General features: G+C 70.5%; 25 protein-coding genes and 1 tRNA gene. 12 read left to right on the forward strand and 14 right to left on the reverse strand.

The window, feature by feature from the left end; translation table 11 throughout:
* Positions 1–65 precede the first annotated feature (65 nt).
* On the reverse strand, positions 66–890 hold the full coding sequence (locus ISU07_RS10545; RefSeq protein ID WP_194706753.1) for a matrixin family metalloprotease: 825 nt from the start codon (positions 888–890) through the stop codon (positions 66–68).
* A gap of 286 nt (positions 891–1,176) precedes the next feature.
* On the opposite strand from ISU07_RS10545, the gene ISU07_RS24770 reads away from it, so the two are divergent.
* The 6 genes from ISU07_RS24770 to ISU07_RS10575 all read left to right on the forward strand — a co-directional run bounded on the left by ISU07_RS24770 (position 1,177) and on the right by ISU07_RS10575 (position 7,582).
* Positions 1,177–2,682: a glycosyltransferase family 61 protein gene (locus ISU07_RS24770; protein ID WP_194706754.1), complete on the forward strand. Its 1,506-nt coding sequence runs from the start codon at positions 1,177–1,179 to the stop codon at positions 2,680–2,682.
* A gap of 260 nt (positions 2,683–2,942) precedes the next feature.
* On the forward strand, positions 2,943–3,599 hold the full coding sequence (locus ISU07_RS10555) for a class I SAM-dependent methyltransferase (protein WP_323742544.1): 657 nt from the start codon (positions 2,943–2,945) through the stop codon (positions 3,597–3,599).
* A 657-nt stretch (positions 3,600–4,256) separates the two neighbouring features.
* Positions 4,257–5,645 carry a phospholipase D-like domain-containing protein gene (locus ISU07_RS10560; protein ID WP_194706756.1) on the forward strand — a complete coding sequence of 463 codons (1,389 nt, stop codon included), beginning with the start codon at positions 4,257–4,259 and terminating at the stop codon, positions 5,643–5,645.
* 207 nt (positions 5,646–5,852) lie between these two features.
* On the forward strand, positions 5,853–6,401 hold the full coding sequence (locus tag ISU07_RS10565) for a nitroreductase family deazaflavin-dependent oxidoreductase (protein WP_194706757.1): 549 nt from the start codon (positions 5,853–5,855) through the stop codon (positions 6,399–6,401).
* A gap of 70 nt (positions 6,402–6,471) precedes the next feature.
* On the forward strand, positions 6,472–7,269 hold the full coding sequence (locus tag ISU07_RS10570) for a hypothetical protein (protein WP_194706758.1): 798 nt from the start codon (positions 6,472–6,474) through the stop codon (positions 7,267–7,269).
* Positions 7,270–7,288: 19 nt separating this feature from the next.
* Positions 7,289–7,582: a 2TM domain-containing protein gene (locus tag ISU07_RS10575; protein WP_194706759.1), complete on the forward strand. Its 294-nt coding sequence runs from the start codon at positions 7,289–7,291 to the stop codon at positions 7,580–7,582.
* A 70-nt stretch (positions 7,583–7,652) separates the two neighbouring features.
* On the opposite strand, the gene ISU07_RS10580 is transcribed toward ISU07_RS10575, so the two are convergent.
* The 3 genes from ISU07_RS10580 to ISU07_RS10590 all read right to left on the reverse strand — a co-directional run bounded on the left by ISU07_RS10580 (position 7,653) and on the right by ISU07_RS10590 (position 9,953).
* A complete protein-coding gene (locus tag ISU07_RS10580) occupies positions 7,653–8,321 on the reverse strand; it encodes a GDSL-type esterase/lipase family protein (RefSeq protein WP_194706760.1) in 669 nt (222 codons plus the stop codon).
* Between the two features lie 220 nt (positions 8,322–8,541).
* Complete coding sequence (locus ISU07_RS10585) at positions 8,542–8,961, reverse strand: hypothetical protein (protein ID WP_194706761.1); 420 nt, start codon at positions 8,959–8,961, stop codon at positions 8,542–8,544.
* Positions 8,962–8,972: 11 nt separating this feature from the next.
* Positions 8,973–9,953: a TolB family protein gene (locus ISU07_RS10590; protein ID WP_194706762.1), complete on the reverse strand. Its 981-nt coding sequence runs from the start codon at positions 9,951–9,953 to the stop codon at positions 8,973–8,975.
* Between the two features lie 131 nt (positions 9,954–10,084).
* Here ISU07_RS10590 and ISU07_RS10595 point away from each other — a divergent pair, with 131 nt between their 5' ends.
* Both ISU07_RS10595 and ISU07_RS10600 read left to right on the forward strand, forming a co-directional pair.
* On the forward strand, positions 10,085–10,777 hold the full coding sequence (locus tag ISU07_RS10595; protein WP_228521711.1) for a TetR/AcrR family transcriptional regulator: 693 nt from the start codon (positions 10,085–10,087) through the stop codon (positions 10,775–10,777).
* Between the two features lie 4 nt (positions 10,778–10,781).
* Positions 10,782–11,504, forward strand: coding sequence for a maleylpyruvate isomerase family mycothiol-dependent enzyme (locus ISU07_RS10600; protein ID WP_194706764.1), 723 nt, complete (start codon positions 10,782–10,784; stop codon positions 11,502–11,504).
* Between the two features lie 17 nt (positions 11,505–11,521).
* On the opposite strand, the gene ISU07_RS10605 is transcribed toward ISU07_RS10600, so the two are convergent.
* From ISU07_RS10605 to ISU07_RS10635, 7 genes are all read right to left on the reverse strand, one after another.
* Positions 11,522–11,594 (reverse strand) — tRNA-Ala (locus ISU07_RS10605).
* A gap of 56 nt (positions 11,595–11,650) precedes the next feature.
* Positions 11,651–12,457 (reverse strand): divisome protein SepX/GlpR, encoded by an 807-nt coding sequence (sepX, locus tag ISU07_RS10610; protein ID WP_194706765.1) that lies wholly within the window; start codon positions 12,455–12,457, stop codon positions 11,651–11,653.
* 73 nt (positions 12,458–12,530) lie between these two features.
* Positions 12,531–13,133, reverse strand: coding sequence for a GNAT family N-acetyltransferase (locus tag ISU07_RS10615; RefSeq protein ID WP_194706902.1), 603 nt, complete (start codon positions 13,131–13,133; stop codon positions 12,531–12,533).
* Positions 13,129–13,620 carry a MogA/MoaB family molybdenum cofactor biosynthesis protein gene (locus tag ISU07_RS10620; RefSeq protein WP_323742545.1) on the reverse strand — a complete coding sequence of 164 codons (492 nt, stop codon included), beginning with the start codon at positions 13,618–13,620 and terminating at the stop codon, positions 13,129–13,131. Before ISU07_RS10620 ends, ISU07_RS10615 begins: the two co-directional genes overlap by 5 nt.
* Before the next feature lie 19 nt (positions 13,621–13,639).
* Entirely contained in the window at positions 13,640–14,119 is a 480-nt protein-coding gene (gene moaC, locus ISU07_RS10625; protein WP_194706766.1) for a cyclic pyranopterin monophosphate synthase MoaC, read from the reverse strand.
* Positions 14,119–15,372, reverse strand: coding sequence for a molybdotransferase-like divisome protein Glp (glp, locus tag ISU07_RS10630; RefSeq protein WP_194706767.1), 1,254 nt, complete (start codon positions 15,370–15,372; stop codon positions 14,119–14,121). Before glp ends, moaC begins: the two co-directional genes overlap by 1 nt.
* Positions 15,365–16,738 carry a UTP--glucose-1-phosphate uridylyltransferase gene (locus ISU07_RS10635; RefSeq protein ID WP_194706768.1) on the reverse strand — a complete coding sequence of 458 codons (1,374 nt, stop codon included), beginning with the start codon at positions 16,736–16,738 and terminating at the stop codon, positions 15,365–15,367. The genes glp and ISU07_RS10635 overlap by 8 nt, the downstream gene beginning before the upstream one ends.
* Positions 16,739–16,760: 22 nt before the next feature.
* Here ISU07_RS10635 and ISU07_RS10640 point away from each other — a divergent pair, with 22 nt between their 5' ends.
* Positions 16,761–17,381: a 5-formyltetrahydrofolate cyclo-ligase gene (locus ISU07_RS10640; RefSeq protein WP_323742546.1), complete on the forward strand. Its 621-nt coding sequence runs from the start codon at positions 16,761–16,763 to the stop codon at positions 17,379–17,381.
* Here ISU07_RS10640 and ISU07_RS10645 read toward each other — a convergent pair whose 3' ends face one another.
* Positions 17,382–19,988, reverse strand: coding sequence for a penicillin acylase family protein (locus ISU07_RS10645; RefSeq protein WP_194706769.1), 2,607 nt, complete (start codon positions 19,986–19,988; stop codon positions 17,382–17,384). It lies immediately after the preceding gene.
* 71 nt (positions 19,989–20,059) lie between these two features.
* On the opposite strand from ISU07_RS10645, the gene ISU07_RS10650 reads away from it, so the two are divergent.
* The 3 genes from ISU07_RS10650 to ISU07_RS10660 all read left to right on the forward strand — a co-directional run bounded on the left by ISU07_RS10650 (position 20,060) and on the right by ISU07_RS10660 (position 21,438).
* On the forward strand, positions 20,060–20,374 hold the full coding sequence (locus tag ISU07_RS10650) for an FmdB family zinc ribbon protein (RefSeq protein WP_194706770.1): 315 nt from the start codon (positions 20,060–20,062) through the stop codon (positions 20,372–20,374).
* Between the two features lie 67 nt (positions 20,375–20,441).
* A complete protein-coding gene (locus ISU07_RS10655) occupies positions 20,442–21,071 on the forward strand; it encodes an SAF domain-containing protein (protein WP_194706771.1) in 630 nt (209 codons plus the stop codon).
* Between the two features lie 10 nt (positions 21,072–21,081).
* Positions 21,082–21,438, forward strand: a complete 357-nt coding sequence (locus tag ISU07_RS10660) for an MscL family protein (protein WP_194706772.1) — start codon at positions 21,082–21,084, stop codon at positions 21,436–21,438.
* Positions 21,439–21,442: 4 nt separating this feature from the next.
* Here the strand turns inward: ISU07_RS10660 and ISU07_RS10665 are convergent, their stop codons facing one another.
* A complete protein-coding gene (locus tag ISU07_RS10665) occupies positions 21,443–21,634 on the reverse strand; it encodes a hypothetical protein (RefSeq protein WP_194706773.1) in 192 nt (63 codons plus the stop codon).
* On the reverse strand, positions 21,631–22,980 hold the full coding sequence (locus ISU07_RS10670) for an LCP family glycopolymer transferase (RefSeq protein WP_228521673.1): 1,350 nt from the start codon (positions 22,978–22,980) through the stop codon (positions 21,631–21,633). The genes ISU07_RS10665 and ISU07_RS10670 overlap by 4 nt, the downstream gene beginning before the upstream one ends.
* Positions 22,981–23,052: the final 72 nt, after the last annotated feature.

Genomic DNA, 23,052 nt, shown 5'->3' on the forward strand with positions numbered 1-23,052 from the left:
CTTCAGCAACTTCTCAACTACGGCCGCCCGCGACGTACGCGTGCCACCTTGCCGCGACGTCGTCCTCAGGAGACGCAGGGCCCCTGGCCCAGGCGCCGCAGGCCCTCGAGGTCGCCGGCGCCGAACTCGGTCTGCCCGACGTTGTCCTCGTACATCAGCTCGTGCGGCGAGTCGACGTGCCCCAGACCCATCACGTGCCCGAACTCGTGCAGGAGCACCGCGACCTCCTCGGCGTGGTCGCCGCGCTGCTGCAGCTGGGCGTAGTAGTCGCGGGACAGCGCGATCGTGCCGGCCACCCGGCGCTGCGTCCCGTTGACGCTGGTCACCACGGGGCTGCCGCCGAGGCCCGCCGTGTCCTCGGTCATCGCCGCGATCGCGTTGCCGTCCTGCCACGACACGCTGACCGGGTCCGTGTAGGTGACCGGCGCGGCCTCGAAGTTCCAGTTCGGGGCGTGCCCGCCGTACGACCCGACCACGACGATGTCGAGCCCGGTCGCGGCCTTGACCTTCGCGACCGCCTCGCGGACCAGCTGCTCGGCGTTGCTCGGTCCGCCGGCGGGGTACACCGCGACCTGGATCAGGCTGCACGAGCTGTACGTCACGGGTTGGCCGTCGACGGCCTGGAGGAACTCGTACGTCGGCGGGTAGTCCTTGCCGCCGACCAGCCCGAACCGGGGTACCAGGATGACGACCAGGATCGCGGCGGTGAGGACGAGCGGCCACTTCTCCCAGCGCACACCCCGCTTGTCCTCACCGGGGTCCTGACCGGATCGCACCGTCGCCGCGATCTGCTCCGGCGCCAGGTCGAGCCCGCGCAGGATGCGCTGGTACTCCGCCTCGCTGATGCCGAGCTCCTCAGCAGTGGGGAGCGGCCGCTCGTCGTCGTCCATGGCCGGACGAGAGTACGTCGCCGAACGACCGAACTCACCGACTTTCCGGGCGAACGGTGCGGTCAGCCTGCGCCCCGACGTCGACCCGACGAGCCGCGAGCCAGGAATCCCTGCTGGACCTAGAGTGTCGGGAAGCAGGCCGATCTCGGCGCGAGCCCGGTGTGGACGTTGTGAGGCACATGTGACCAGCGCACGACGAGTGGGTCCGCGGTTGGCGTCACTCGTGCGCAGAAGGCTCCGCCGCGCGCGGGCTGCCCGCGCATCGGGGCCGGCCAGTGCGAGGCGCGTGACTCGTCGCCTCTTCGACGTCACGACGCAGCGACCCCTGCGCGTCGCGGTCGTGAGCGGGCCCGAGGGTGCCAGTGGCGTCGCCCTGCGCAACGCCCTCACCGCACGCGGCGCGGACGTTGTCGTGGTCACTGAAGACGTGCACGTCCAGCTGGCCGCAGCCGGCCCCTTCTCCGTCGTGGTCGACCTGCGTGGCGGACCATGCGGGCTCGCCCGGGTGCGCGAGGTGTTCTACCACGTGCAACGAGGGGGCTGCTTTCTCACCCAGGACGGCCAGGACGGGCTGGAACAGATGCTGGCCAAGCTTCGTTCGGGCCGGCCTCGGCTGGCCGCCGAGACCAGTGCGACGTATCTGGCGCACGGGTGGCTCTGGCTGGTGTCGCGGGCAGAAGGGGCGCTGGCCAAGCTCGATGAGGTGGAGTCGGCGCGGTACATCGAGCTGCGCGGGAGCGCCACGGCACGAGTGGTGGAGCGCCGTCCGGGCCTGCGTTTCGAGTCGCGGTGCGAACTGAGCCAGAACACCTCGGCGTTGCGCATCCCGTACGAGCCGGCCTTCGAGGTTCCTGAGCTGCACCTGCGCGAGCTCGAGGGAGCCGTGTGCGCGCCCGGTCAGGTGGTCGCGCACGACAGCGTCCTCATGCCCGACACCTACCGCCACCACCTCGAGCGGCCGCTCCACAACCACTGCACGGACGAGCTGGCACCGTTGTTCGCCCGGATCAGCGACCGACCCGCTGAGGAACCACCGCTGCGACGAGCTACGTTCTTCCACCTGGACAGCGAGTGGCGCGGCCTGTTCGGCCACGCGATGACCGAGCAGATGTCACGACTGTGGGCACTGGCCGCGGCACGCCGGATCGCTCCCGACGTCAAGGTGCTGGTGGGCGTCACGACCCACAGGATCCAGCCGTGGGAGCTGGAGCTCTGGCAGGCAGCCGGCATCCGCCCCGAGCAGCTGGCCGTCATCCGGCGGCCGGTCCGCGTGCAACGATTGCTGACGGCGACGCCGATGTTCAGCATGCCGGCGTATGTCCACCCCGAGATCGCAGAGGTCTGGCGGCGCGTCGGAGACGAGCTGGTCACCCGCGCGCCCGAGCGCGAGTACCCACGCAGGGTCTTCATGACCCGGTCCAAGGAACGGCGCAACTGCCGCAACCGTCACGATGTCGAGAGGCTCGCCGAGGAGTTCGGATTCACGGTGCTGCGGCCCGAGACCATGAGCCTGCCAGAACAAGCGCGCACGTTTCGGGAGGCCGACGTGATAGCCGGGTTCTCCGGGGCCGGGATGTTCGGCGCTCTCTTCGCCACCGAGCCGAAGCGGATGATCACCGTGACGTCGCGTCGTTACGGCCCCACCAACGAGTACATGATCGCCTCCGTGATGGGGCACCGGCTCGACCAGCTCTTCTGCCGGCGCGCTGGCCGGGGGTTCGTCTCACCGTTCTACTTCGACACCGACGGCGATGAGGGCGACTATCTGCGCGACCTCTTCGCCGGCTTGTAGCCGACGTGAGGGCAGGAGTCCATCGGAGACTCGGGCCCTCGCCCCTGCCCGGGATATCAGTCCTCGTGGTGAAGCACTAGGTTCGTCTGGTGGGACCCGACGTCACGACCAGGCCCGCTTCGACCTGCCGTCGAAAGGGGTGACGCGGCGTGCGAAAACACACTCTCCTCCGCCGTCTGCACCGGACGCTGCAGCCGCGCACCTACTTCGAGATCGGCGTGCGCAGGGGGGAGAGTCTGTCCATGTCTCGGGTCCCCAGTGTGGGCGTCGACCCCTTCTTCGAGGTCAGCCACGAGCTGATGTGCGACGTCCACCTGGTCAGGACGTCGAGCGACGAGTTCTTCGCTCGGCGCCATCCATTCGCGCATCTTCCGGGCCAGATGGTGGATCTCGCTTTCATCGATGGGATGCATCTGGCCGAGTTCGCGTTGCGCGACTTCATCAACACGGAGCGTCACTGCCATCCTGCGACCGTGGTGGTGATCGACGACGTACTGCCACGGTCGGCCGACGAAGCAAGCCGTGGCCGTATCGGCACCGCCGCCTCGGGGGGCGCATGGGCGGGCGACGTCTACAAGATCATCGACGTGCTGCGCAGGCACCGGCCCGACCTCATCGTGCTCGAGGTCGACACGGCGCCAACCGGCAGCCTGGTCGTCTTGATGGCTGACCGCGAAGACCGCAGGCTGGCGACCGCGTACGACGAGGTCGTCGCCGACCTCGTCTCACCCGATCCGCAGGGCGTGCCCCCCTGGGTCCTGGCCCGCACTCGCGCGATCTCTCCGGAAGCCCTGCTGGACAGCCCGCTGCTCGCGGCTGTTCGCAAGGCGCGCCACCGCGACCCCGCCAGGGCGAGGAGCGAACTGCGAGCTGCCTGGGAGCGATCCGATCTCGGAGCTAAGGACCTGACCCCATGACCGACCCAGGCGAGCCGCTGGCGGTCGACCACTTGAGCTGGGCGCGCCGAGAGCAGGGAAGGATCAGTGTCAGCCTCGTCGTGACCGGCGTTCCGGATGGGCCTGGGCCCACGGAGATGGAGCTCAGCGACGGGAACGGCAACAGCCTGGTCGCGCCGGCTGAGGTGACCCCGTACGGCCAGTCCGTCGCCATCAGGTTCGACATACGGCGGGAGTCGTTGGGCGACTCCGCGTGGCAGGTGTCGCTTCGCACCTCCGTCGGGACGTCGATCCCTGTCTCCGCCAGGCTGCTCGCCGCGCCACACCTCCCCGTCGCGTTGCTCCCGGGCCCGGCTCCTGTCACCAGGCTCCGTGCCCCGGCTCCCCGTCGGCGCCACTCGAGCGCGCACGCGCTGGCGCGTCGCGTGGTCCGACGACTCCCCGCCCCGGCCAGGTCCGCAATGCGCGCTGCCCGCGACCGGAGCAGCCGCGCCGGGCGGCGGTCCTGACGCCTCCGTCGACGACCGGGGTGACGGGTCCGCCAGCGGGGACATCGCTGGCGTAGGCGCGCGTTATAGTGCCGTTTCGCCACGGCGCCGGGCGCTTCCAGCGGGGCACCATTCGCTGTGGCTTGCCCGGATCGGGATCCTTGATGACCGAGTCTCAAAGGAGTGGCAGGTGCGGCTTGCACCATGGGTGGCCCCGCTCGTCCTCGTAGCCGTGACCCTTGCCGTCGACGTGAGCGCCTCCGCCGACGACACCCTCGTCTCCCAGGCCCATCGCCCCGGCGTGTCGGCGCGTGAGGCCTCCGTGTCAGCTCCTGCCGCCGCGAAGATCAGCGCCGTTCCCGGGCCCCGGCAGAAGGCCGCTCCCAAGACCCGCCGGTACGCGCCACGCCCAGGCGTGGTCTTCAACACGGCCCTTGGCGCACCAGACCGCCGCAACGCGGTCTACGGCAAGATCATCGCGGCCATCAGCCACGCCCCGGCCAGGTCGCGGATCCGGATCATGTCCTGGAACATCGTGTCGCGGGTCGCCGTCGACGCCTTGCTGGACGCCCAGAGGCGTGGCGTGAAGGTCCGCGTGCTGATGGCGAACACCAACCTGGTCGACGTGCCCAACCCGGGGTTCAAGCGTCTCAGGGCCGGACTCAAGCGCGGCAACCAGACTGTCCCCTCCAGCCGGCGCAGCTACGCCAAGACGTGCATCCTGTCCTGCCGGGGACGGAGGGGGTCGGCCCACACGAAGGTCTTCTTGTTCTCCAAGACCGGCAAGGCCCACGACGTCGTCATGTCGGGCTCGGCCAACCTCACCGTGGCCGGAGTCATCAACCAGTGGAACGACATGTACACCTGGGTCGGCAACCGCGCGCTGTACGACTTCGCGGTAGGGGTCTACCGGGAGATGTGGCAGGACCAGCCGGTCGAGGAGCAGTTCGTCCACCGCAGCTCCGGCAAGGACCTCCTCGGCTTCTTCCCGATGTTCGGTCCAGACGGAGTCGGCCCAGACCCCGTCCGGGACCTGCTGGACAAGGTCGCCTGCCACGGCGCCACGAACACCCCCCACGGTCGGACGATCATCCGGGCCGCTCCCGACGTCCTGCGGGAGGAGCGTGGGATGGAGATCGCGTCCCAGTTGAAGAAGCTGTGGGCGGAAGGCTGCGACGTCCGCATCGCCTACACCGTCATGGGCGTCAACGTCTTCCGGTTCCTCAACCGCCCCACCGTCCGCGGGGTCGTGCCCAAGAAGCACCTCGTCCAGGACTTCGACGGCGACGGGGAGTTCGACAACTACTTCCACCTCAAGGCCCTGACCATCAACGGCAGGTGGAACGGCGACCGTACGGCCTACGTCACCCTCAACGGATCTGCCAACTGGACGAGTTCGGCCATGTACTCGGACGAGAACTACGCGATCCTGAAGCGACGCGCGCCCACCCTGAAGTACCAGCGGTTCATCGACCACTGGTACGAGAACTTCCCCCGGAGCGCCCGGATGGACAGGCGCACCGCCCGCGCCGTGGCCCGTGGGCGGATCGACCCCTACGACCACGTCGACATGGACTGACGAGGCGGCGGACTGACGCTGGTCACTTGCCTACCGGCCACGAAGTCCCTCGCAGGACGGTCCAAGGACCCTGCACCGGCGTGGCGGTCGAGGGTCATCCTTGAAGTGAGCGACCACGGATCGCGAGAGTCGGCTCGTTCACGTTGACACGGTGATCCGAGTGGGGACCGCACCCAACCGCGAGCCGCCTCCATGGAGGTGACATCGATGGCGATGACGACCAGACCAGGGAACCAGCGGACAGACACTCGGTCGCTGCTGGGCTTCCGCCGGCAGCCCGGCAGGTTGGCGCTGTTCGTCTTCCGGCTGCCCCTGCCCCTCTATCGCGTGGGACTGGGGTGGCTGTTCCTGGGCCGCACCTTTCTCGTGCTCACCCACGTCGGACGCACGACCGGGCAGCCACACGCGACGGCCGCGATGGTGCTGGCCGAGAACAAGGCCACCGGCGAGGCCGTGATCTGCTCCGTCTGGGGAGCCCGCGCGGACTGGATCCGCAACCTCCGGGCCGGCCCGGCGCTCCGCGTGCAGATCGGGCGGGAGTCGTTCGTACCGCAGCATCGGTTCCTCAGCGACGAGGAGGCCTTCGCCGTGGGGGTCGAGTTCCGCCGCCGTCACCCGTGGCGCGTGCGCCTGATCCAGCGCGTGCTGGGAGTCGACCTGCACTCGGACGCCGCGATGCGCGACTACTTCAGCACCCGGCCGTTCGTCGGGCTGCGGCCGGTGGAACCCCTCGGAAGCACTCAGGAGAGGAGATGAACGCGTGATGATCACCTCGCACGCTGGACACCCTGTGGTGAGTCGTCCTGACCCGCCCGCACACCCGGAGTTGAGCCCACGCTCCCAAGCCACGGCTGGACCGCTGATCTGGCTGGCCAGCGGAGCCGCGCTGTTCTTCGTGGTGCCCTTCGTCGGGGCCGACGTGCTCGGGCTCCAGCCCGACCTGTACTACCTGGTCTACTTCACCGTCGCGCTGGCGTGGTTCGGCGCGTTCCTGGCCTCCTATGGGACCCAGCTACGCGACCTGTGGCCGTTGAACCTGGCGTGGAGCCTGGTCGTCGGCGCGGTCGCCGGTGTCGGTGTGGCCGCCGTCGTGTTCGGTTCCGACGCCACCGGCCACCCCGAGGGGTGGCGGTGGTGGTTCGAGATCGGCTGGCGTGGCCTGGTCTACGGCAGCGTCGACGCGTTGATCCTGTTCGTCTTCCCCGCCGCCGTCGCGTACCTGCTGATGCACGGCGACCGTGCCGGAGCACGTCGCAAGGTCGGGTACGCCGGACTGGTCCTGGCCCTGTCGCTGCTGATGTCGGCCAGCTACCACCTGGGCTACCCCGAGTACCGCGACGCCGACATGCGCTCGCCGCTGGTCGGCACCGTGATGGCCGACTCCGCCGCGGTGCTCACCGGTAACCCGGTCGGTGCCTTCATCACCCATGGCACCGCACACGTCTCGGCCGCGGTGCATCAGAGTGAAGGCGGCCCCACCAAGATGCTGCCACCCCAAGAGACGGCCGACTACGCCAGCCACGGCAACAGCGACCTGGCCGCCGGCCTCGCCGGGGTGTGGGTCCTCCTCGCAGCCGGCGCCGTCACCGCCCTGGTCCGGCGCCAGCGCGCCACCAACGCTTGAGGGAAGGGAGGTGAACTCCATGAGCACCGCGAACATCACTCTGCACGACTACGAGACAGCCGAACGGGCGATGGCGCACGAGAACGCGACCACGGGCGTGGTCGTCCACGGCATCGTCACCCTGCTGGTCGCCGCCGGGCTGATCATCATCAACATCACCCTGGCGCCCGAGTTCCCATGGTCCGCGTTCGCTGTCGGCGGCATGCTGATCGGCCTGCTCGCCCACTGGTGGTTCGGCTACGTCAAGCTCGACGACCAGCTCACCAGGCAGCAGGAGAAGACGGAGGCGCGCGCCGCCCAGATGAGGCGGTAGCCGGCCCGGGGGTCCATCACGTCCCTCGCGGATGGGCAACCGTCGAGAGCTTCCGCTGCTCTCCTCGCGGCTACTCGAGCTCGGGCACTCCCGTCCGACGGAGCAGTTCGGCCACTGCGTCCATCGACTCCTGCGTGCTGTCGTCCACCGGTTGGTCGAAGTCCGGCCCGTTCAGAACCGGGCGGACGTCGACGCAGACCACGTGGTGCGCTTCTGCGTTGTCGCAGAGCGCCACGGTCAGCGCCTGGAAGTACGCCGCGAACCCGCGCCGAGTCGCGGCACTGGCCGTGGGGTCGTTGAAGGCGTTGGCAGCGTTCACCAGACGGATCGCGGTCGGCAGTCCGGCCCGCAGAGCTTCGATCTCGTCGAGGATCGCGTCGAACTCGCGCATCCACGTGCGGGCCAGAGGTACGACGCAGCCGGCGTCATCCTTGCCACCGCAGGTGCCGTCCATGATCTGCTCGAAGATCTCACCGCCATCGTTCGGTCCCGTCGCGATCACGATGATGTCGCCGGTCGCGACCTCTGCGCGGAACGACTCCGCCGTCCGGAGCGCGTGGAGCAGTCCCGCGCTGCCGCCGCCCCCCGGAGCGTCGAACGAGGGTTGCGCCTGCCCCGCGAGGTCGACGAGCGTGACCGGCTCGCCGAGCGACTCCTGGAGCATCTCGGCATGCAGCTGCGGGAACGTACGACACCCGTTGCAGTGCGCGCCCTCCGGCCACGAATCGCCGAGTGACACATAGACACGACTCTCGGCTGCGGGTGACGAGACTGACGTCGCTGCGCTGGACCCGGTCGGCGTCTTGGGTTCGGCCGTACCACCATCCGCTCCGCAGCCAGTCGCCCCGAGCGCGATCAGCAGCACCACCGCCGGCACCGTCTGCTTCACGACGCCGCCCCGTGGCAACGATGAATGGTCATGAACGGCCCCGAAGCGGTCTCGACGGCCCTGGCCGCCGTCATCCACGCTCCCCTGCGCGAGGAGTGATGACTGCGACCATCTCGCCGGAGACGAACACGGTTCCGCCGGGTACGTCGAAGCTGCTCACGTAGTCACACCGGACCGCTCCGGCCGTGCCCAGCGCCCCCGGGCCCTTGCTGTCCCCGGGCACCACGTCGACCTCCACGCTCCCGTCCGCACCGACGAAGGTGAACGTGATCTCCCCGAAGTGGACCGGCGTCAGCACGGCCGTGCTGTCCAGGTCGTGCGCGGGCGAGTACAGCCCGTGGCCGGCCGCAGCGGTACGGAAGACCGCGCCTGCGTCACACGTGATGGTCTGAGCCGACGACTGCGGGGAGCCTGCCGGATCGGCGACAGCAGCAGGCGCCACGGCCACCGCCAGCGTCAGGACGGCTGCGACCGCGCTCAGAGACCCCACCGGACGCGGCCTCATCGGACGGCCCAGTCGGTGCCGCGGGGCCGGAAGGGCATCGCCGCGATGCGGGTCTTGTGGGAGCCGTCCGGGTGCATCTTCATCATCACGTAGCGCTCGGACTCGAGGTTCTCGATCCGGTACACGATCCACTCGCCGTTCGGGGAGTAGCTGCCGGCGAACGCACCCCAGCGTCCTCCTCGGAAGTGGGTGAGGAATCTCAGGTGGGTGCCGTCCGCGCGGATCGTGGCGATGTTGGGCGATCGGTGGTGGGGGTAGTCGGCCGCGGTGGTGATGACGATGTGAGCTCCGTCGGGTGCCCAGTCGTGCTTGACGGCGACCTCTCGTCCGTAGTCGACGAGCTTCCTCAGGTTGGTGCCGTCGATGTCGACAGCGAACAGCGCCTGGAGCTTGCCGTCGACGAGGTGCCGGACGAAGGTGACGGTGCTGCCGTCAGGCGACACGTTGGGGTCGGAGTCGCCCTCGTCCTGGAACGGATTCGTGGTCAGCCGCTGCGGCTGGGTGCCGTCGAGGTCCATCACGAAGATGCCGTTGCGCCCGTCGCAGTCGCCGCACTCGAACACCAGGCGCGTGCCGTCCGCGGTGAAGGCCGGCTGCGCCTGGTAGCCCGGCAGGTCGAGCACGTGCAGCCCGCCGCCGTCGGCCCTCATGACGGCGATGTCGGCGGTCTCGTCGTGGTCGAGCTGGAATGCGATCCGGGCGCCGTTGGGCGACCAGTCCGGGGATGTTGCCTCCCCAGCCTCGTCGGTGAGCTGGGTGAAGCCTCGGCCGCGCGCGTCGATCACGAAGATCTCTGACCCCTGTCCCAGGTCGCCCGCGAACACGAGCATCCCGTTGTGCCCAGCGTTCGTGCGCGCCGCCGAGGTCGCCGGTACGGGCACCAGGGCGGCCGGCGCCGCGGCGATGAGTGAGGCCAGCAAGAGCAGGACGAACCTGGTGCGGGCTCTGGTCTGGATGCCATCGGCGAGTGACGCCATGGGAAGCCTCCGTCGGTCGGGTCGGTCGGCGCCGGACCCGAGTTCGACAGGGTGGGCGTCGCAAGGTAGCGACACGCCTTTCCTGAACAGCGCACGGTTTTCCTAACATTGTTAGGCTCTGCCTGGTGGGCATGTCAAGAGCTACCGGCGAAAACACAGGTGGAGGCCCTGTGCCATCCGAGTGGGAGGAGCCAGCGCCGCGGGACCGCCGCTCCATCCGGCACCAGTCGACCAAGCGCGAGATCGTCGAGTCTGCGTGGCAGCTGTCCGACGAGCGCGGGGTGACCGGATGGGGCCTGCGGGACGTAGCCGGCAGGGTGGGGATGCGGGCGCCGTCGTTGTACGTCTACTTCGAGAGCAAGAGCGCCTTGTACGACGCGATGTTTGCCGACGGCTGCCGCGCCATGCTCGACCGGATCGAGGCGACGGAGGTCGACCCCGACCCGGTCACGATGCTGCACCGCGCGGCTCGCGTCTTCTTCGACTTCGCCGTCGAGCAGCCGGCGAGATACGCCCTCCTCTACCTCAGACCCGTCCCCGGCTTCGAGCCATCGCCCGAGTCCTACCGGCTGGCGGTCGCTGCGCTGCAGGCTCTCGTCGATGTCCTGGCGTCGGCTGGTGTTCGCGATGCGAGCGACATCGATCTGTTCACGGCGCTGATGACCGGGCTCGCCTCCCAACAGGTCAGCAACGATCCGCAGGGCCGGCGTTGGTCGCAGCTGGTCGACAGGTCGGTGGACATGTTCCTGAGCGCGACCTTGGATGATTCCCGGGTACCGGGGGCCAGTGCGAGACCCCGACGCAAGACGAATCCGGCAGGCTGACCCCGTGCCCGTGACGTACACCCGATGGATGGACGCTGCCGAGGAGGAGTACCGGCGCCTCGATCGTCTGCTGGCGACGTTCGGTCCCGAGGACTGGTCACGTCCCACGGACTGCGCCCCATGGGACGTCTGGGCCGTCGTGGCCCATCTGGTCGGCGCTGCCGAGGCGACCGGCGGGACCCGTGAGCGTGTGCACCAGCTCGTGGCCGGACTTCGCCGTCGACGACGAGGTGAGCTGCTCATCGATGCGATGAACGCGATCCAGGTGGCCGAGCGCCACCACCGCACGCCGCTCCAGCTCCGCGCCGACCTGCAGCGGTCCGCCCGACTGTCGATCCAGGCACGACGCCGCATCCCGACGCCGGTTCGCAGACTGCGGCTGCCCCTGGGACAGCCACTTGGTGCCTGTTCCCTCGAACGACTGCTGGGGACCATCTACACCCGCGACGCGTGGATGCACCGCATCGACCTCGCGCGCGCGACTGGGCGACAGCTCGAGCTCAGCCCGCCACACGACGGCCTGATCGTCGCCCACGCCGTCGAGGAATGGGCCGACCTGCACGGCCAGCCGTTCCACCTGGACCTGACCGGCCCGGCAGGAGGCTCGTGGGCGCGTGGCGTCGCCCCCGAGTCGGCCACGTGGAGCATGGACGCGGTTGAGTTCTGCCGGATTCTTTCCGGTCGCGGTCGTGCGAGCGGGCTCCTCGCACGACCAGTGGTCTTCTGACACACATGTCGGGTAAGTGGAGCTGAGGGGATTCGAACCCCTGACCTTCTCATTGCGAACGAGACGCGCTACCAACTGCGCCACAGCCCCAAGCGAAGCGAAACGTTAGCATCGGGCCGTCGGCCCGGCCGAATCAGCCGGCCCTGTCAGGACCCGACGGCGCGACCGTCCTGCGCGGAGCGGTCGTCCTGCGAGGAGCGCTCGGCCCGGTCCGCCTCCTCGGCGTCGCGCGCGAGGCGGCTGTCGGCCTCGGTGCGGCCCGACGTCCACACGCCGGTGCTGTCGAGGTCGATGGTGCGGACGGCCCGGCGGGCGGCGGGGGCCTTGTCGACGTACGTCGGAAGGGTGACCGGCACCGGGTCCCAGAGGGCGGGGTCGGCGGAGACGGCGGCGAAGGAGTCGGTGTCGGCCAGGTCGAGGGGTACGGCGGGGCGCTCGGCGGTCTCGTCGACCATCTCCTCGACGGCCTCGACCACCTGCTCGACCAGCGACGGCATGGAGCTCCGCTCGCGGCGGACCATCACCCGGCAGGCGACCAGCCACAGCACGAGGAGGGCGGCCGGGGCGGCGGACCAGTACCAGGAGATGACGTGAGCCGTCGCGAGCGCGACCACGGCGAGGTTGGCCAGCAGCAGCGTCAGCAGCACGCGGCGACGCCGGCGCGCGGCGCGGTTGGCCACGGCGCGGCGGGCACGCAGCACCTCGGGGGTGACGACGGCGGGCGATCCCTGGACGGCGACCTCGACCTGGGCCGCCGGCTTGCCGGGCGTCACCACCAGGCGCGCGTTGCGGCGGTCGACGGGCTCGCGGCGGGCGAGCACGCGCATGGTGCTGGAGAACTTGTCGACCGACCGGCTGCGGACGCTGTCCTCGTGGTGCTTGAGCGCCTTGGGGATCAGGTAGGCGGCCCAGGCCACCGCCAGGGCGACGAAGATCAGTCCGCTCAGGTCCACGGGGTCGAGCCTAGGTTTGCCAGCGCATGCTGGGACGGATGTCAAGAGGTGTGTCGCCAGCGAACTCGTGTGACTAGTGGGATTCCTTGAGCCGATCGACCATCCGGCCGGACACCTCCTCGACCGTCACTGCGTACAACCGGTGGTCGCGCCAGGCGTCGTCGATGTGCAGGAACCGCGGCGCATACCCGTACTCGGCCATCCCGAGCTTCTCGACGACCCGCAAGGAGTTCGTGTTCTCCGGCCGGATGGCGATCTCGATGCGGTGCAGCCGGGCGGTCGTGAAGCAGTGGTCGATGACCATCGCGACGGCCAGCGGCATCACGCCGCGGCCGGCGTAGGCACGGTCCAGCCAGTAGCCGACCGAGGCGAACTGCGCCGACCCGCGCACGATGTTGTTCACGGTGACCTGCCCGGCGAACCGACCGTCCACGTCGATGGCGAACGGCATGCACATCCCGCTGCGGGCCAGCCGGTCGAGCCGGCGCACGAGCTGCCGGAAGCTGCTCGGCCGCTCGGCACCGCCGGGCGGCACCGTGGCGTCCCAGGGCCGCAGCCAGTCGGCGTTCGAGCGGCGGGCCGCCTTCCACGCCTGGGCGTCCGCGCGGCTCAGCGGCCGGACGGTGACGCTTCCCTGGTGCAGGGTGGCCGGCCACCCCGGCGGGAACGGGCTAATGGTCGCTCCCGACGATCTGCTCGACGGCGTGCTCGAGGATCGGTGCCAGCACCTCGAGACCGTCCTTCACGCCACCTCGTGACCCGGGCAGGTTGACCACCAGGCAGTGCCCGATCACGCCGGCGGTCCCGCGCGACAGCGCGGCGGCCGGGATGCCCTTGGCGGCACCGTAGGCGCGGATCGCCTCGCCGATGCCGGGCACCTCGAAGTCCAGCAGCTTGCGGGTCTCCTCCGGTGTGCGGTCGGTCGGCGTCAGCCCCGTACCTCCCGTGGTCAGGACCACGCGAGCGCCGTCGGCCGCGGCGGCCGCGATGGCCTCGCCGACCGGAGGCCCGTCCGGTACGACGACCGGGTCGCCGACCGCGAAGTCCAGCGACCGCAGGAACTCCACGAGGATCGGGCCCGTCGCGTCCTCGTACACCCCGGCGGCCGCGCGGTTGGACGCGACGACCACCGCGGCGGGTACGTGCGTGACCTCGTCGTTCACGAGCGGATCATCCCGCGGATCAACTCCGGGTCCAGTCGCCGGACTTGCCCCCGGTCTTGGTCTCCACCCGTACGTCGGTGATCACCGCGCCCTTGTCGACCGCCTTGACCATGTCGATCACGGTCAGGGCGGCCACCGACACGGCGGTCAGCGCCTCCATCTCCACGCCGGTCCGGTCGGTCGTCGAGACGCGCGCGACGATCTCGACGGCGTCGTCGGCCACCGTCAGGTCGACGGTCACCGACGAGAGCGCGAGGGGGTGGCACAGCGGGATCAGCGACGGGGTCTGCTTGGCGCCCATGATCCCGGCCAGCCGCGCGACGGCGAGGGTGTCGCCCTTCGGCACACCCGCGCCGCGGAGCAGGTCCACGACGACGGGCGAGACGAGCACGCGACCTGACGCGGAAGCCGTACGCGCCGTCACGTCCTTGCCGGACACGTCGACCATCCGCGCAGCCCCCGACTCGTCGACGTGCGTGAGGCGATCGGGGGCGTCCATCAGAACTCCTGCTCCAGCGGGACGACGGTCACGGTCTCGCCGGCGGCCACCGAGGTGGTCTCGCTGGGCACGACGATCAGGGCGTTCGCCTGGGCCAGGTCGCCGACCAGGTGCGATCCCGGCCCGCCGACCGGCGACACCATCGGTCTCGCCTGTCGTTCGGTGGGGCCGTCGGAGAGCTCGCCGCGCAGGTACTGCGCCCGGCCGGGCGGGGAGGACACGGCGTGGGTCAGCGTCGCCGCGACGGTGGGACGGGTGTACGGCAGCCGGCCCATCATCCGGCGCAACGCCGGCAGCACGAACATCTCGAAGGAGATGAACGACGACACGGGGTTGCCCGGCAGGGTGAAGATCGGGGTCGCGTCCTCGCCCACCACACCGAAACCCTGGGGCTTGCCCGGCTGCATGGCAACCCCGCCGAACCACACGGTGCCCAACGGCGAGAGGGCCTCCTTGACCACGTCGAAGTCGCCCATCGACACGCCACCGCTGGTGATCACCGCGTCGGCGCGCACGAGCTGGTCGTTGAGGGCGTCGAGGAACAGCTTCGGCTCGTCGGGCACGATCCCGACGCGGTACGCGATCGCACCGGCGCGACGCACGGCGGCCGCCAGCATGTAGGAGTTGCCGTCGTAGACCGAGTCGTGGCCGCGCGGCGACCCCGGGTCGCGCAGCTCCGAGCCCGTCGAGAGGATCACCACGCGCGGCCGCGGCCGCACCACCACGGTGGCCAGCCCGACGCTCGCGAGCAGGCCGAGCTGCCGCGGGCCGAGGACGGTCCCGTCCTCGATCAGCAGGTCGCCCTCGGTGACGTCCTCGCCGGCGGACCGCACGTGCTGGCCCTCCTCCGGCGCCCGCGCGATGACCACCTGCGCGACGCCGCGGTCGGTCCACTCGTACGGCACCACCGCGTCCGCACCCGCGGGCACCGGCGCGCCGGTCATGATCTTCACCGCCGTGCCCGGCGACATCGCCAGGATCCGGGCCTGACCGGCGCCGATCTCCCCCACCACGGGCAGGTGGACCGGGTGCTCGTCGGTCGCGGACGCGACGTCGTCGAAGCAGACGGCGTAGCCGTCCATCGCCGAGTTGTCGAAGCTCGGCAGCGCGATCGGGGAGTACACGTCGGCCGCCGCCACCAGCCCGAGGGCGTCGAGCAGCGGCTGCTCGTACGGCGGCAGCGGACGCAGGCTGTCGAGGATCTCTGTCTGGTGCTCGGTGACGCTGCGCAACGTCTGGAGCGGATCACCCATCGAGCACCGTGTCGGCCGGGATCCGCTGGGCGGCGTTGCTCTCGAGCTCGACGTCGCCGACGACCTGGACCCCTCGCCCGAACGTGAAGTCGCCGTCGACCTTCAGCGAGCTGGCCTTGCGCAGCGAGGGCGCACCCTCCGGGAAGCGCTGGTCGAAGTCGCCGACGAGCTTGTAGAACTCCGGGTCCAGCTCGACGAACGGCACGTCGGCCGCCTGGTCGAGACCGAAGTCCTGGCCGAGGTCGTAGACGTCCGAGCGCAGCACCAGCAGGTCGTTGGTCGTCTTCACCGGGATGAACCGGTCGCGGCCGACCTCGATGGTCTGCGCGTCCTCGAACACCTCGATCGCCGCCCCGATCGCGGTCTCGATCTGGATCACCTCGGGCGTCCTCGGGTCGGCGGGGTCGAGGTGCTTGACGTTGCGGATCAGCGGGAGGCCGAGGATGCCGCCGCGACGGTCGAGCTCACGGCGCATCGCGACCAGGTCGAACCACACGTTGTTGGTCGAGGAGAACCGGTGCCGGTCCAGGTCGGCGAGCGCTGCCTGGTCCTCCTTGAGGGTCTGCGCGGTCTCGCGCAGCACGATGTGGCCGTCGCTCTTGCGGCGCGCGAAGTGCCCGCCCTTGCGGTCCGACGGCGTGCGCTGCACGGCCTCGATCGCGAACGGGATGCCCCTGCCGGCGAACCAGCCGGCGATGCGTGGGGAGGGCACGGCGCCCAGGTTGTCGGAGTTGGACACGAACACCCGCTCGTACCCCTGCTCGATCAACCGCTCCAGCAGACCCGTGCCCCGGAGCGCGGTGTAGAGGTCGCCGTGGCCGGGAGGGCACCACTCGAGGTCGGGCTTCTTCGGGTACGCCGCGGGGCTGAGGTCCTTCTTGAGGAGCTTCGGCTCCTTGTTCTGCCAGAACTCCAGGGGCAGCCCCTCGACCGGCAGGCCGCCGTACCTGGCCAGCGCGGCCATCGTGTCGGCCGACGTGCGGAAGCTGTTCATGAAGATCAGCGGCAGCGGCGCGTCGTACTCCTGGCGCAGGTGCAGGACCTGCCGCGCGATGACGTCGAGGAAGGACAGGCCGCGGCGCACGCACAGCAGGGACTTGGCGCGGTCCATGCCCATCGAGGTGCCCAGACCGCCGTTGAGCTTGATGACGGCAGTGGTGCGGATCGCCTCGGCGGCGGCGTCGTCGTCGACCTCGACGTCGGCCAGCGACTCCATGTCCAGGGGCTCGATCGACGACTCGGGGATCATGCCCGTCTCGCCGTGCTCCAGGAGGCGGTAGTAGTGGGCGAAGGTGTCGACCGCCACCTCGTCCACGCCGGCGTCGAGCATCTTCTGCCGCGCCTGGTGCAAACCTGGACTACCCATGCTTCGATCGTAGGCTTGCGGGGTGGTCGAGCGGCAATCCCCCTCCCAGCCTCCTCGTCCGCCCTCGGCGAACGCCGCGAAGCTCGCCCTGCGCGACCAGCTGATGACGACCCGCCACCGCCGCGGCCTGCTCGAGGTGGGCGAGGCCGGACGGGCGATCGCCGAGCACGTGCTGGCGGCTCCGGAGGTACGTCGCGCGGCCACCCTCTCGGCGTACGTCTCGGTCGGCACCGAGCCCGGCACCAGCCTGCTGCTCGACGGGCTCGTGGGCCTGGGCAAGCGGGTCGTGCTCCCCGTCGTGCTGCCGGACCTCGACCTGGACTGGGCGGTGTACCAGGGACCCACCTCCCTCATGCCCGCACGGATGGGCCTGCTGGAGCCGGCCGGCCCGCGCCTGGGCGTCGACTCGATCGGCACGGCCGACGTGCTGCTCATCCCCGGCCTGGCCGTCTCCCCGACCGGCGACCGGATGGGCCGCGGCGGCGGCTGCTACGACCGCGCCCTGGCCCGCGTCCCGGTGGGTACGCCGGTGTGGGTGCTGGTGTACGACGACGAGCTGGGCCGCGAGGTACCCGTCGAGCCCCACGACCGCCGGGTCACCGGCGCCGTGACGCCGAGCGGCATCCACCGTCTCGGTGGTTGATCACGGCATGAGGGTCAGCGTGTGCTCGCCGGCTTCCTCGACGGCGTCGCGGGAGAACAACCACGGCAGCGTCCTGCCCTCGGCCCAGAGGTCGGTCTGGTCGGTGTAGTGCGCGTTGAACGGGTGGCCCGAGACGCCGGTGAGGTTCACCCAGCGGGAGTCGTCGAAGTCGGCCAGTGACACGACCATCCGCATCGACGGACCGAAGTCGACCGAGTACGGGTCGGTGGCGTCCCACCCGCTCGCGTTGACCGAGGCCGCGCTGCCGCCGACCTCCCAGCCGCCGCGGTTGACCAGCCACTCGACCGGGCCGATGCCCGACTCCCCCAGGGTCTGGTTGCGCAGGTCGAGGTGGTGCAGGTGGCCCCACTCCCAGCCCTCGACCGAGACGGCGTCCAGCCTGGTCACCTCGTCGCGCGCCTCGACCATCGCCTCGCGCAGGATGTCGTCGCGGTGCTCGACCACGTCGGGGGTGTCCGCGTCGTCCCACCAGGTGGAGTCGGGCTGCTCGAGCAGGTTCCCGACCACCTGGGTCCACCGGTCGCCGCCGAAGGGCCAGGCGTCCTCGGGCAGGTCGTCGCGGAAGGTCATCTCGAGGATGTTGCGCCAGACCACGTTGAAGTACTCCGCGGCCGCGCTGTCGGCATCCTGGTCGAAGTCCCAGTGGCGCAGCAGCCGCTGGCCGGCCGAGGCGTACCCGCGCGGCAGGTCGACCGCCAGCAACCGGGGCACCAGGTCCGGCGCCAGCGGGCTCCGGGTGTCCAGCTGCAGCGCCGCCATGTCGTCGACCGACAGCCGGCCCTGCTGCTCGATCAGGTCCCGGATCCGCTCCGACCGGTAGCCGCGGTCCCAGTCGGAGGTGAGGAAGTACGGGTAGTCCGGCCCGACGACGGCCTGGTTCGCCGTGACGATGAAGCCCTCGTCGGGGTCCAGCACGTTGGGCAGCCCGTCGAACGGGACGTAGTCGCCGGTCCAGTCGTTCTCGCTGAGCCAGCCGGCCTGCGGCACGAGGCCGTCGTTGCCGGACTTGCGGATCGGGACCAGGCCGGGCGCCTGGTAGCCGATGTGGCCCTCGCGGTCGGCGTAGACGAGGTTCTGCGCCGGTACGGCGAACGACGAGGCCGCCTCGCGGAAGCTCGCCCAGTCGTGAGCGGTGTCGATCTCCAGGATCGCGTCGGCGGTGGTGGTCGGGGTCAGCGCCGTCCAGGCCAGGGACAGCGCGCTCGTCGTGCCGGGCTGCGCGCCGCGGCCGGTGCCCGAGGGATCGGGCGGGCCGTCCTCGGCCAGGTCGGCGTAGAGGTCCACGAGGTCGCTGACGATCGGCCCGTGCTTGGTCGCCCGGACGGTGATCGTGACGTCGTCCCCGCCCAGCACCTTGATCGTCTCCTGGCGGGTGGTGAGCGGCCGTAGCCGGCCGTCCTGCTCCCACTGGTCGTCGGTGACCCGCTCGACGTACAGGTCGGTGACGTCCGGCCCCAGGTTCGTGAACCCCCACGCGACGTCCGCGTTGTGGCCGATGATCACGCCCGGCACCCCGGAGAACGTGAACCCGGCGACGTCCAGCGGGCAGTCGTCGCCGACGGTCGTGCAGTGCAGGCCCATCTGCACCCAGATGCCGGGGATGCCGACGCCGAGGTGCGGGTCGTTGGCCAGCAGGGGCTCGCCGGTCGTCGAGTGGGCACCGTCGACGACCCAGCTGTTGCTGCCGATCCCGTCGCCGCGGCCGACCATCTCGGGCAGGTCGTCCAGGAGTCGGTGCAGCCGCACGAGCTGGTCGCGCTGTCCGGCCGTGTACGCCGGCCGCTCCGGGGTCCTCGTACCTCCGGTGGTCGCGTCCTGCTCGAACACCCCGTCCACCACCGCGCCCTGCCGGACGATCGGCTGGTGGGCCCGGTAGTCGTACGCCGGGAACAGCTCGGCCACCTGGTCGGCGGTGTGGTCCTCTCCGTCCAGTGCCCGCTCGATCTCCTCGTCGACGTTGCCCTTGAGGTCCCACGCCATCGCCTTGAGCCAGGCCAGCGAGTCGACGGGCGTCCAGGGCTCGGGCCGGTAGTCGAGACCGCCGAGGCCGAGGACGGTGTACTCGACGGCCATCTCCGAGGGGCTGTGGGTCTCGAGGTAGGCGTTCACGCCCGCGGCGTACGCCTCGAGCGCCGCGCGCGTCTCCGGCTTGAGCAGGGGCAGCTCCTGCTCGGCCACCCGCCGCCAGTCCAAGGTACGGATGAACTCGTCGGTCTCCAGGCTGTCGGAGCCGAACAGCTCCGAGAGCCGGCCGGCCGTGATGTGCCGGCGCACGTCCATCTCGTAGAAGCGCTCCTGCGCGTGCACGTAGCCCTGCGCGGCCATCAGGTCGGCCATCGAGTCGCCGTACAGCTGCGGGATGCCGTGGTCGTCGCGCACCACCTCGACCGCGGCGCCGAGACCCGGCACCTCGATCGTGCCGTCGACCTGCGGGAACGGCCGGCGCACCAGCACCACCCCCGCGACCAGGACGGCCACCAGGACGAGGACGAGCGTGAGCGCGACGTACGTCGCCCACCGACCCGCCCCCGGCCAACCCCGGAACCGCTGCCACCAGGTGCGCGAGGGGAATTCGGGGTCGCTCATGGTGGTTCTCAGTGTGCCGTACCATTGGCAGTCGCCAGCGGCGAGTGCCAGCCACATGTGTGAGGGGAACCGTGCCGACCTACCAGTACGCCTGCACCGAGTGCGGGCACGCCTTCGAGCAGTTCCAGAGCTTCTCCGACGACGCACTGACCGAGTGCCCGGAGTGCAGCGGCCGCCTGCGCAAGCTCTTCAACGCGGTGGGCGTGGTCTTCAAGGGCTCCGGCTTCTACCGCAACGACAGCCGCGATGCCTCCACGTCCGCGAGCGCCTCCACCTCGGACACGAAGAGCGACACCAAGACGGAGACCAAGGTCGGGTCGAAGTCCGAGACCAAGACCGAGACCACGACGTCCTCGAGCGACACCAAGGCCGCCGCCCCCGCCTGAGTCACCGGTCGGGCGCCCTTGTGGAGAGCCGCCCGCACGCTCCCCGCTCCGGGCCTACCGTCCTCGGATGGCCGTGCGTGAGCAGCTCCGCCGTCGGTGGCGAGCCGTACGCCGAGCGCTGCTGTCGCGACGCCGCCCGCTCGCCGCGCTCCTCGCCGCCGCCGCCGTGGTCGCGGCGCTGCACCAGGTGCGGCCGCCCGCTCCGGAGGTCCAGCTGGTCCTGACCGCGGCCCGCGACCTGCCGGGCGGCACGACGCTGACGGCCCGCGACCTGCGCCGCGTCGAGTTCGCCTCCGGCACGGCACCCGCGGGTCTGGCCACGCACCCGCTGGGCCGCACGCTGGCGGCGCCGGTGCGCGAGGGCGAGCCGCTGACCGACGTCCGGCTGGTCGGACCACCCCTCGCCGCGACGTACCCCGGCGACGTCACGATGCCCGTCCGGCTGCCCGACGCCGGCACGGCGGGGCTGCTGCGGGTGGGCGACACGATCGACCTCGTCGCGGCCGACCCCCAGGGCGGCCGCGCCACGTTCGTCGCCACCGGCGCGCGGGTGGTCGCCCTGCCGGAGACCGACGACCAGGACGCGGCCGGCGCCCTGCCCGGTCGGCTCGTGGTGGTCGCCGTACCCCAGGGCGTGACCGAGTCCCTGGCCCAGGCCGCGGTGACGGGGTTCCTGACCTTCACCTTTTCCGGCTAGCGTCCCCGTCATGACCGGGTTCAAGAACTTCATCCTGCGAGGCAATCTCATCGAGCTGGCCACAGCGTTCATCATGGCAGCGGCCTTCGCCGCTGTGGTGACCAAGTTCGTCGAGTGGTTGACGGGCCTGATGCCCGACAGCGCGTCGAGCTACTTCAGCACGGAGGCGCAGAGCTTCGGCGCCTTCTTGAACGCTGTCGTCGCGTTCCTCCTCATCGCGGCCGTGGTCTACTACCTGATCGTCTTGCCCTACACCAAGGCCAAGGAGCGCTTCTTCCCCGCCGAGGACAAGGGGACCCCGGCGGACGTCGCCCTCCTGGAGGAGATCCGCGACCTGCTGGCCGCGCAGAACAACCGGTCGGTCTGACCGACTACCGCTCCCCGTGGTGCGGAGGCACCTGGTCGCGGTACCAGGAGTCGCGGGCGGACTCGTCCGCGGCGTCTGACTGCTGCTCGCGCTCGTCGGAGGTGGTGTCGGGAAGCACGTCGCCGAACACCTCGGCCAGCCGGCGCTTGCGCTCGACCTCGTCCCGCGGGGTCTTCTCGCCCGGGGTCTCGCTCATGCACAGAGGCCGTTCTCGCGGGCCTGCTCGGCGGCCTCCGCCGAGGACTGCGTGCTCGGCGAGGTGGTGGGCTCCGACGTCGTCGGTGAGCTCGGGGTCCCGGACGGGGTGCCGGACGGCGTACCGGACGGCGAGCCAGTCGGCGAGCCGGTCGGGGAGCCCGTCGGCGAGGCCGTGGGCGAGCCGGGCAGGTGCTCGGCGGTGATGGCGTCGTTGAGGAACTTGGGCGCCAGCGGCTTGTCGTTGATGATCGCCTGCCAGACCTGCTTGGCCTCGGGCAGCCAGCGGATCCGGTTCGGGTCGTCGGGGGCGTACTGCCAGGGCACGGTGATGAACTGGATGTTGTCGAGGCCGATGCCCTGGAACTCCACGCCGAGCTTGGCGATCTTCACCAGGCTGCCCAGGCCCGGGTCGAGCTGCAGGGACTTGGTGGAGGCGTCGAGGAACTTGAGCAGCCGGTCGGGCCTGGCCAGCGTGTTGGCGCTGAGCACCTGGTGGGCCATCGCGGCGATGAAGGCCTGCTGGCGCTTCATCCGGCCGATGTCGGAGCCGTTGCCGAGCACGTAGCGCTCGCGCACGTAGTTGAGGGCCTGGTAGCCGACCAGCTTGCGGGTGCCGGCCGGGATGTTGATCCCGTGCGCGGCGTCCTGGATGCCGGGCTCGGGGATGCAGACCTGGACGCCACCGATGGCGTCGACCATGCCGCGGAACCCGGCGAAGTCGACCACGATGAAGTGGTCCACCCGGATGCCGGTGAGCTTCTCGACCTGGTGGACCGTGCAGGCCGGGCCGCCGACGGAGAACGCCTCGTTCCACATCACGTCGGTGCCGCCCGGGATGGGGTTGAGGTCGTCGTCGAGGCACTCGGGCCGGTTGACCAGCGAGTCGCGCGGGATGCTGATGCCGTAGGCGCGCCTCCGGTCCGCCGAGAGGTGCAGCAGGATCGTGGTGTCGGACCGCTTGCCGCCGCCGGTCAGGTTGTCGATGTTGTTGCCCGGCGCGTCGCGGTCGTCGGAGCCCATCACCAGGATGTTGAGCGGCTCCTTCGGACCCTCGACCTGCTTCTTCTCCGGTCGGTCGACGATCTGCTTCTCGACGTCGATGACGTCGAGGTTGCCGTTGTAGTGGCGGTACAGGTACAGCGTCGACAGTCCCGTCACCAGGCCCAGCACCACGGCGGTGACCAGCAGCACGCGGCCCACGGTGTGGCGCTTCTTGACCTTCCCCCGCCGCTTCGGCTTGGCGCCGTTCTCCTCCGGCGGTGCCGGCTTCGCGCTGTGCCGGCCGCGAGGAGCGGGGTCGCCGGATGCCGCGCTGGCGCCGCGAGGGGCGTCGTCGTCGGGCAAGTCTCGACCTCGGGATCAGGGGAAGAAGCAGGCGTCGTGCGCACGACGCGCCCCCTATGGTCCCTCCCTGTC

This window comes from Nocardioides islandensis, from assembly GCF_015352455.1.
Lineage (GTDB): Bacteria > Actinomycetota > Actinomycetes > Propionibacteriales > Nocardioidaceae > Nocardioides > Nocardioides islandensis.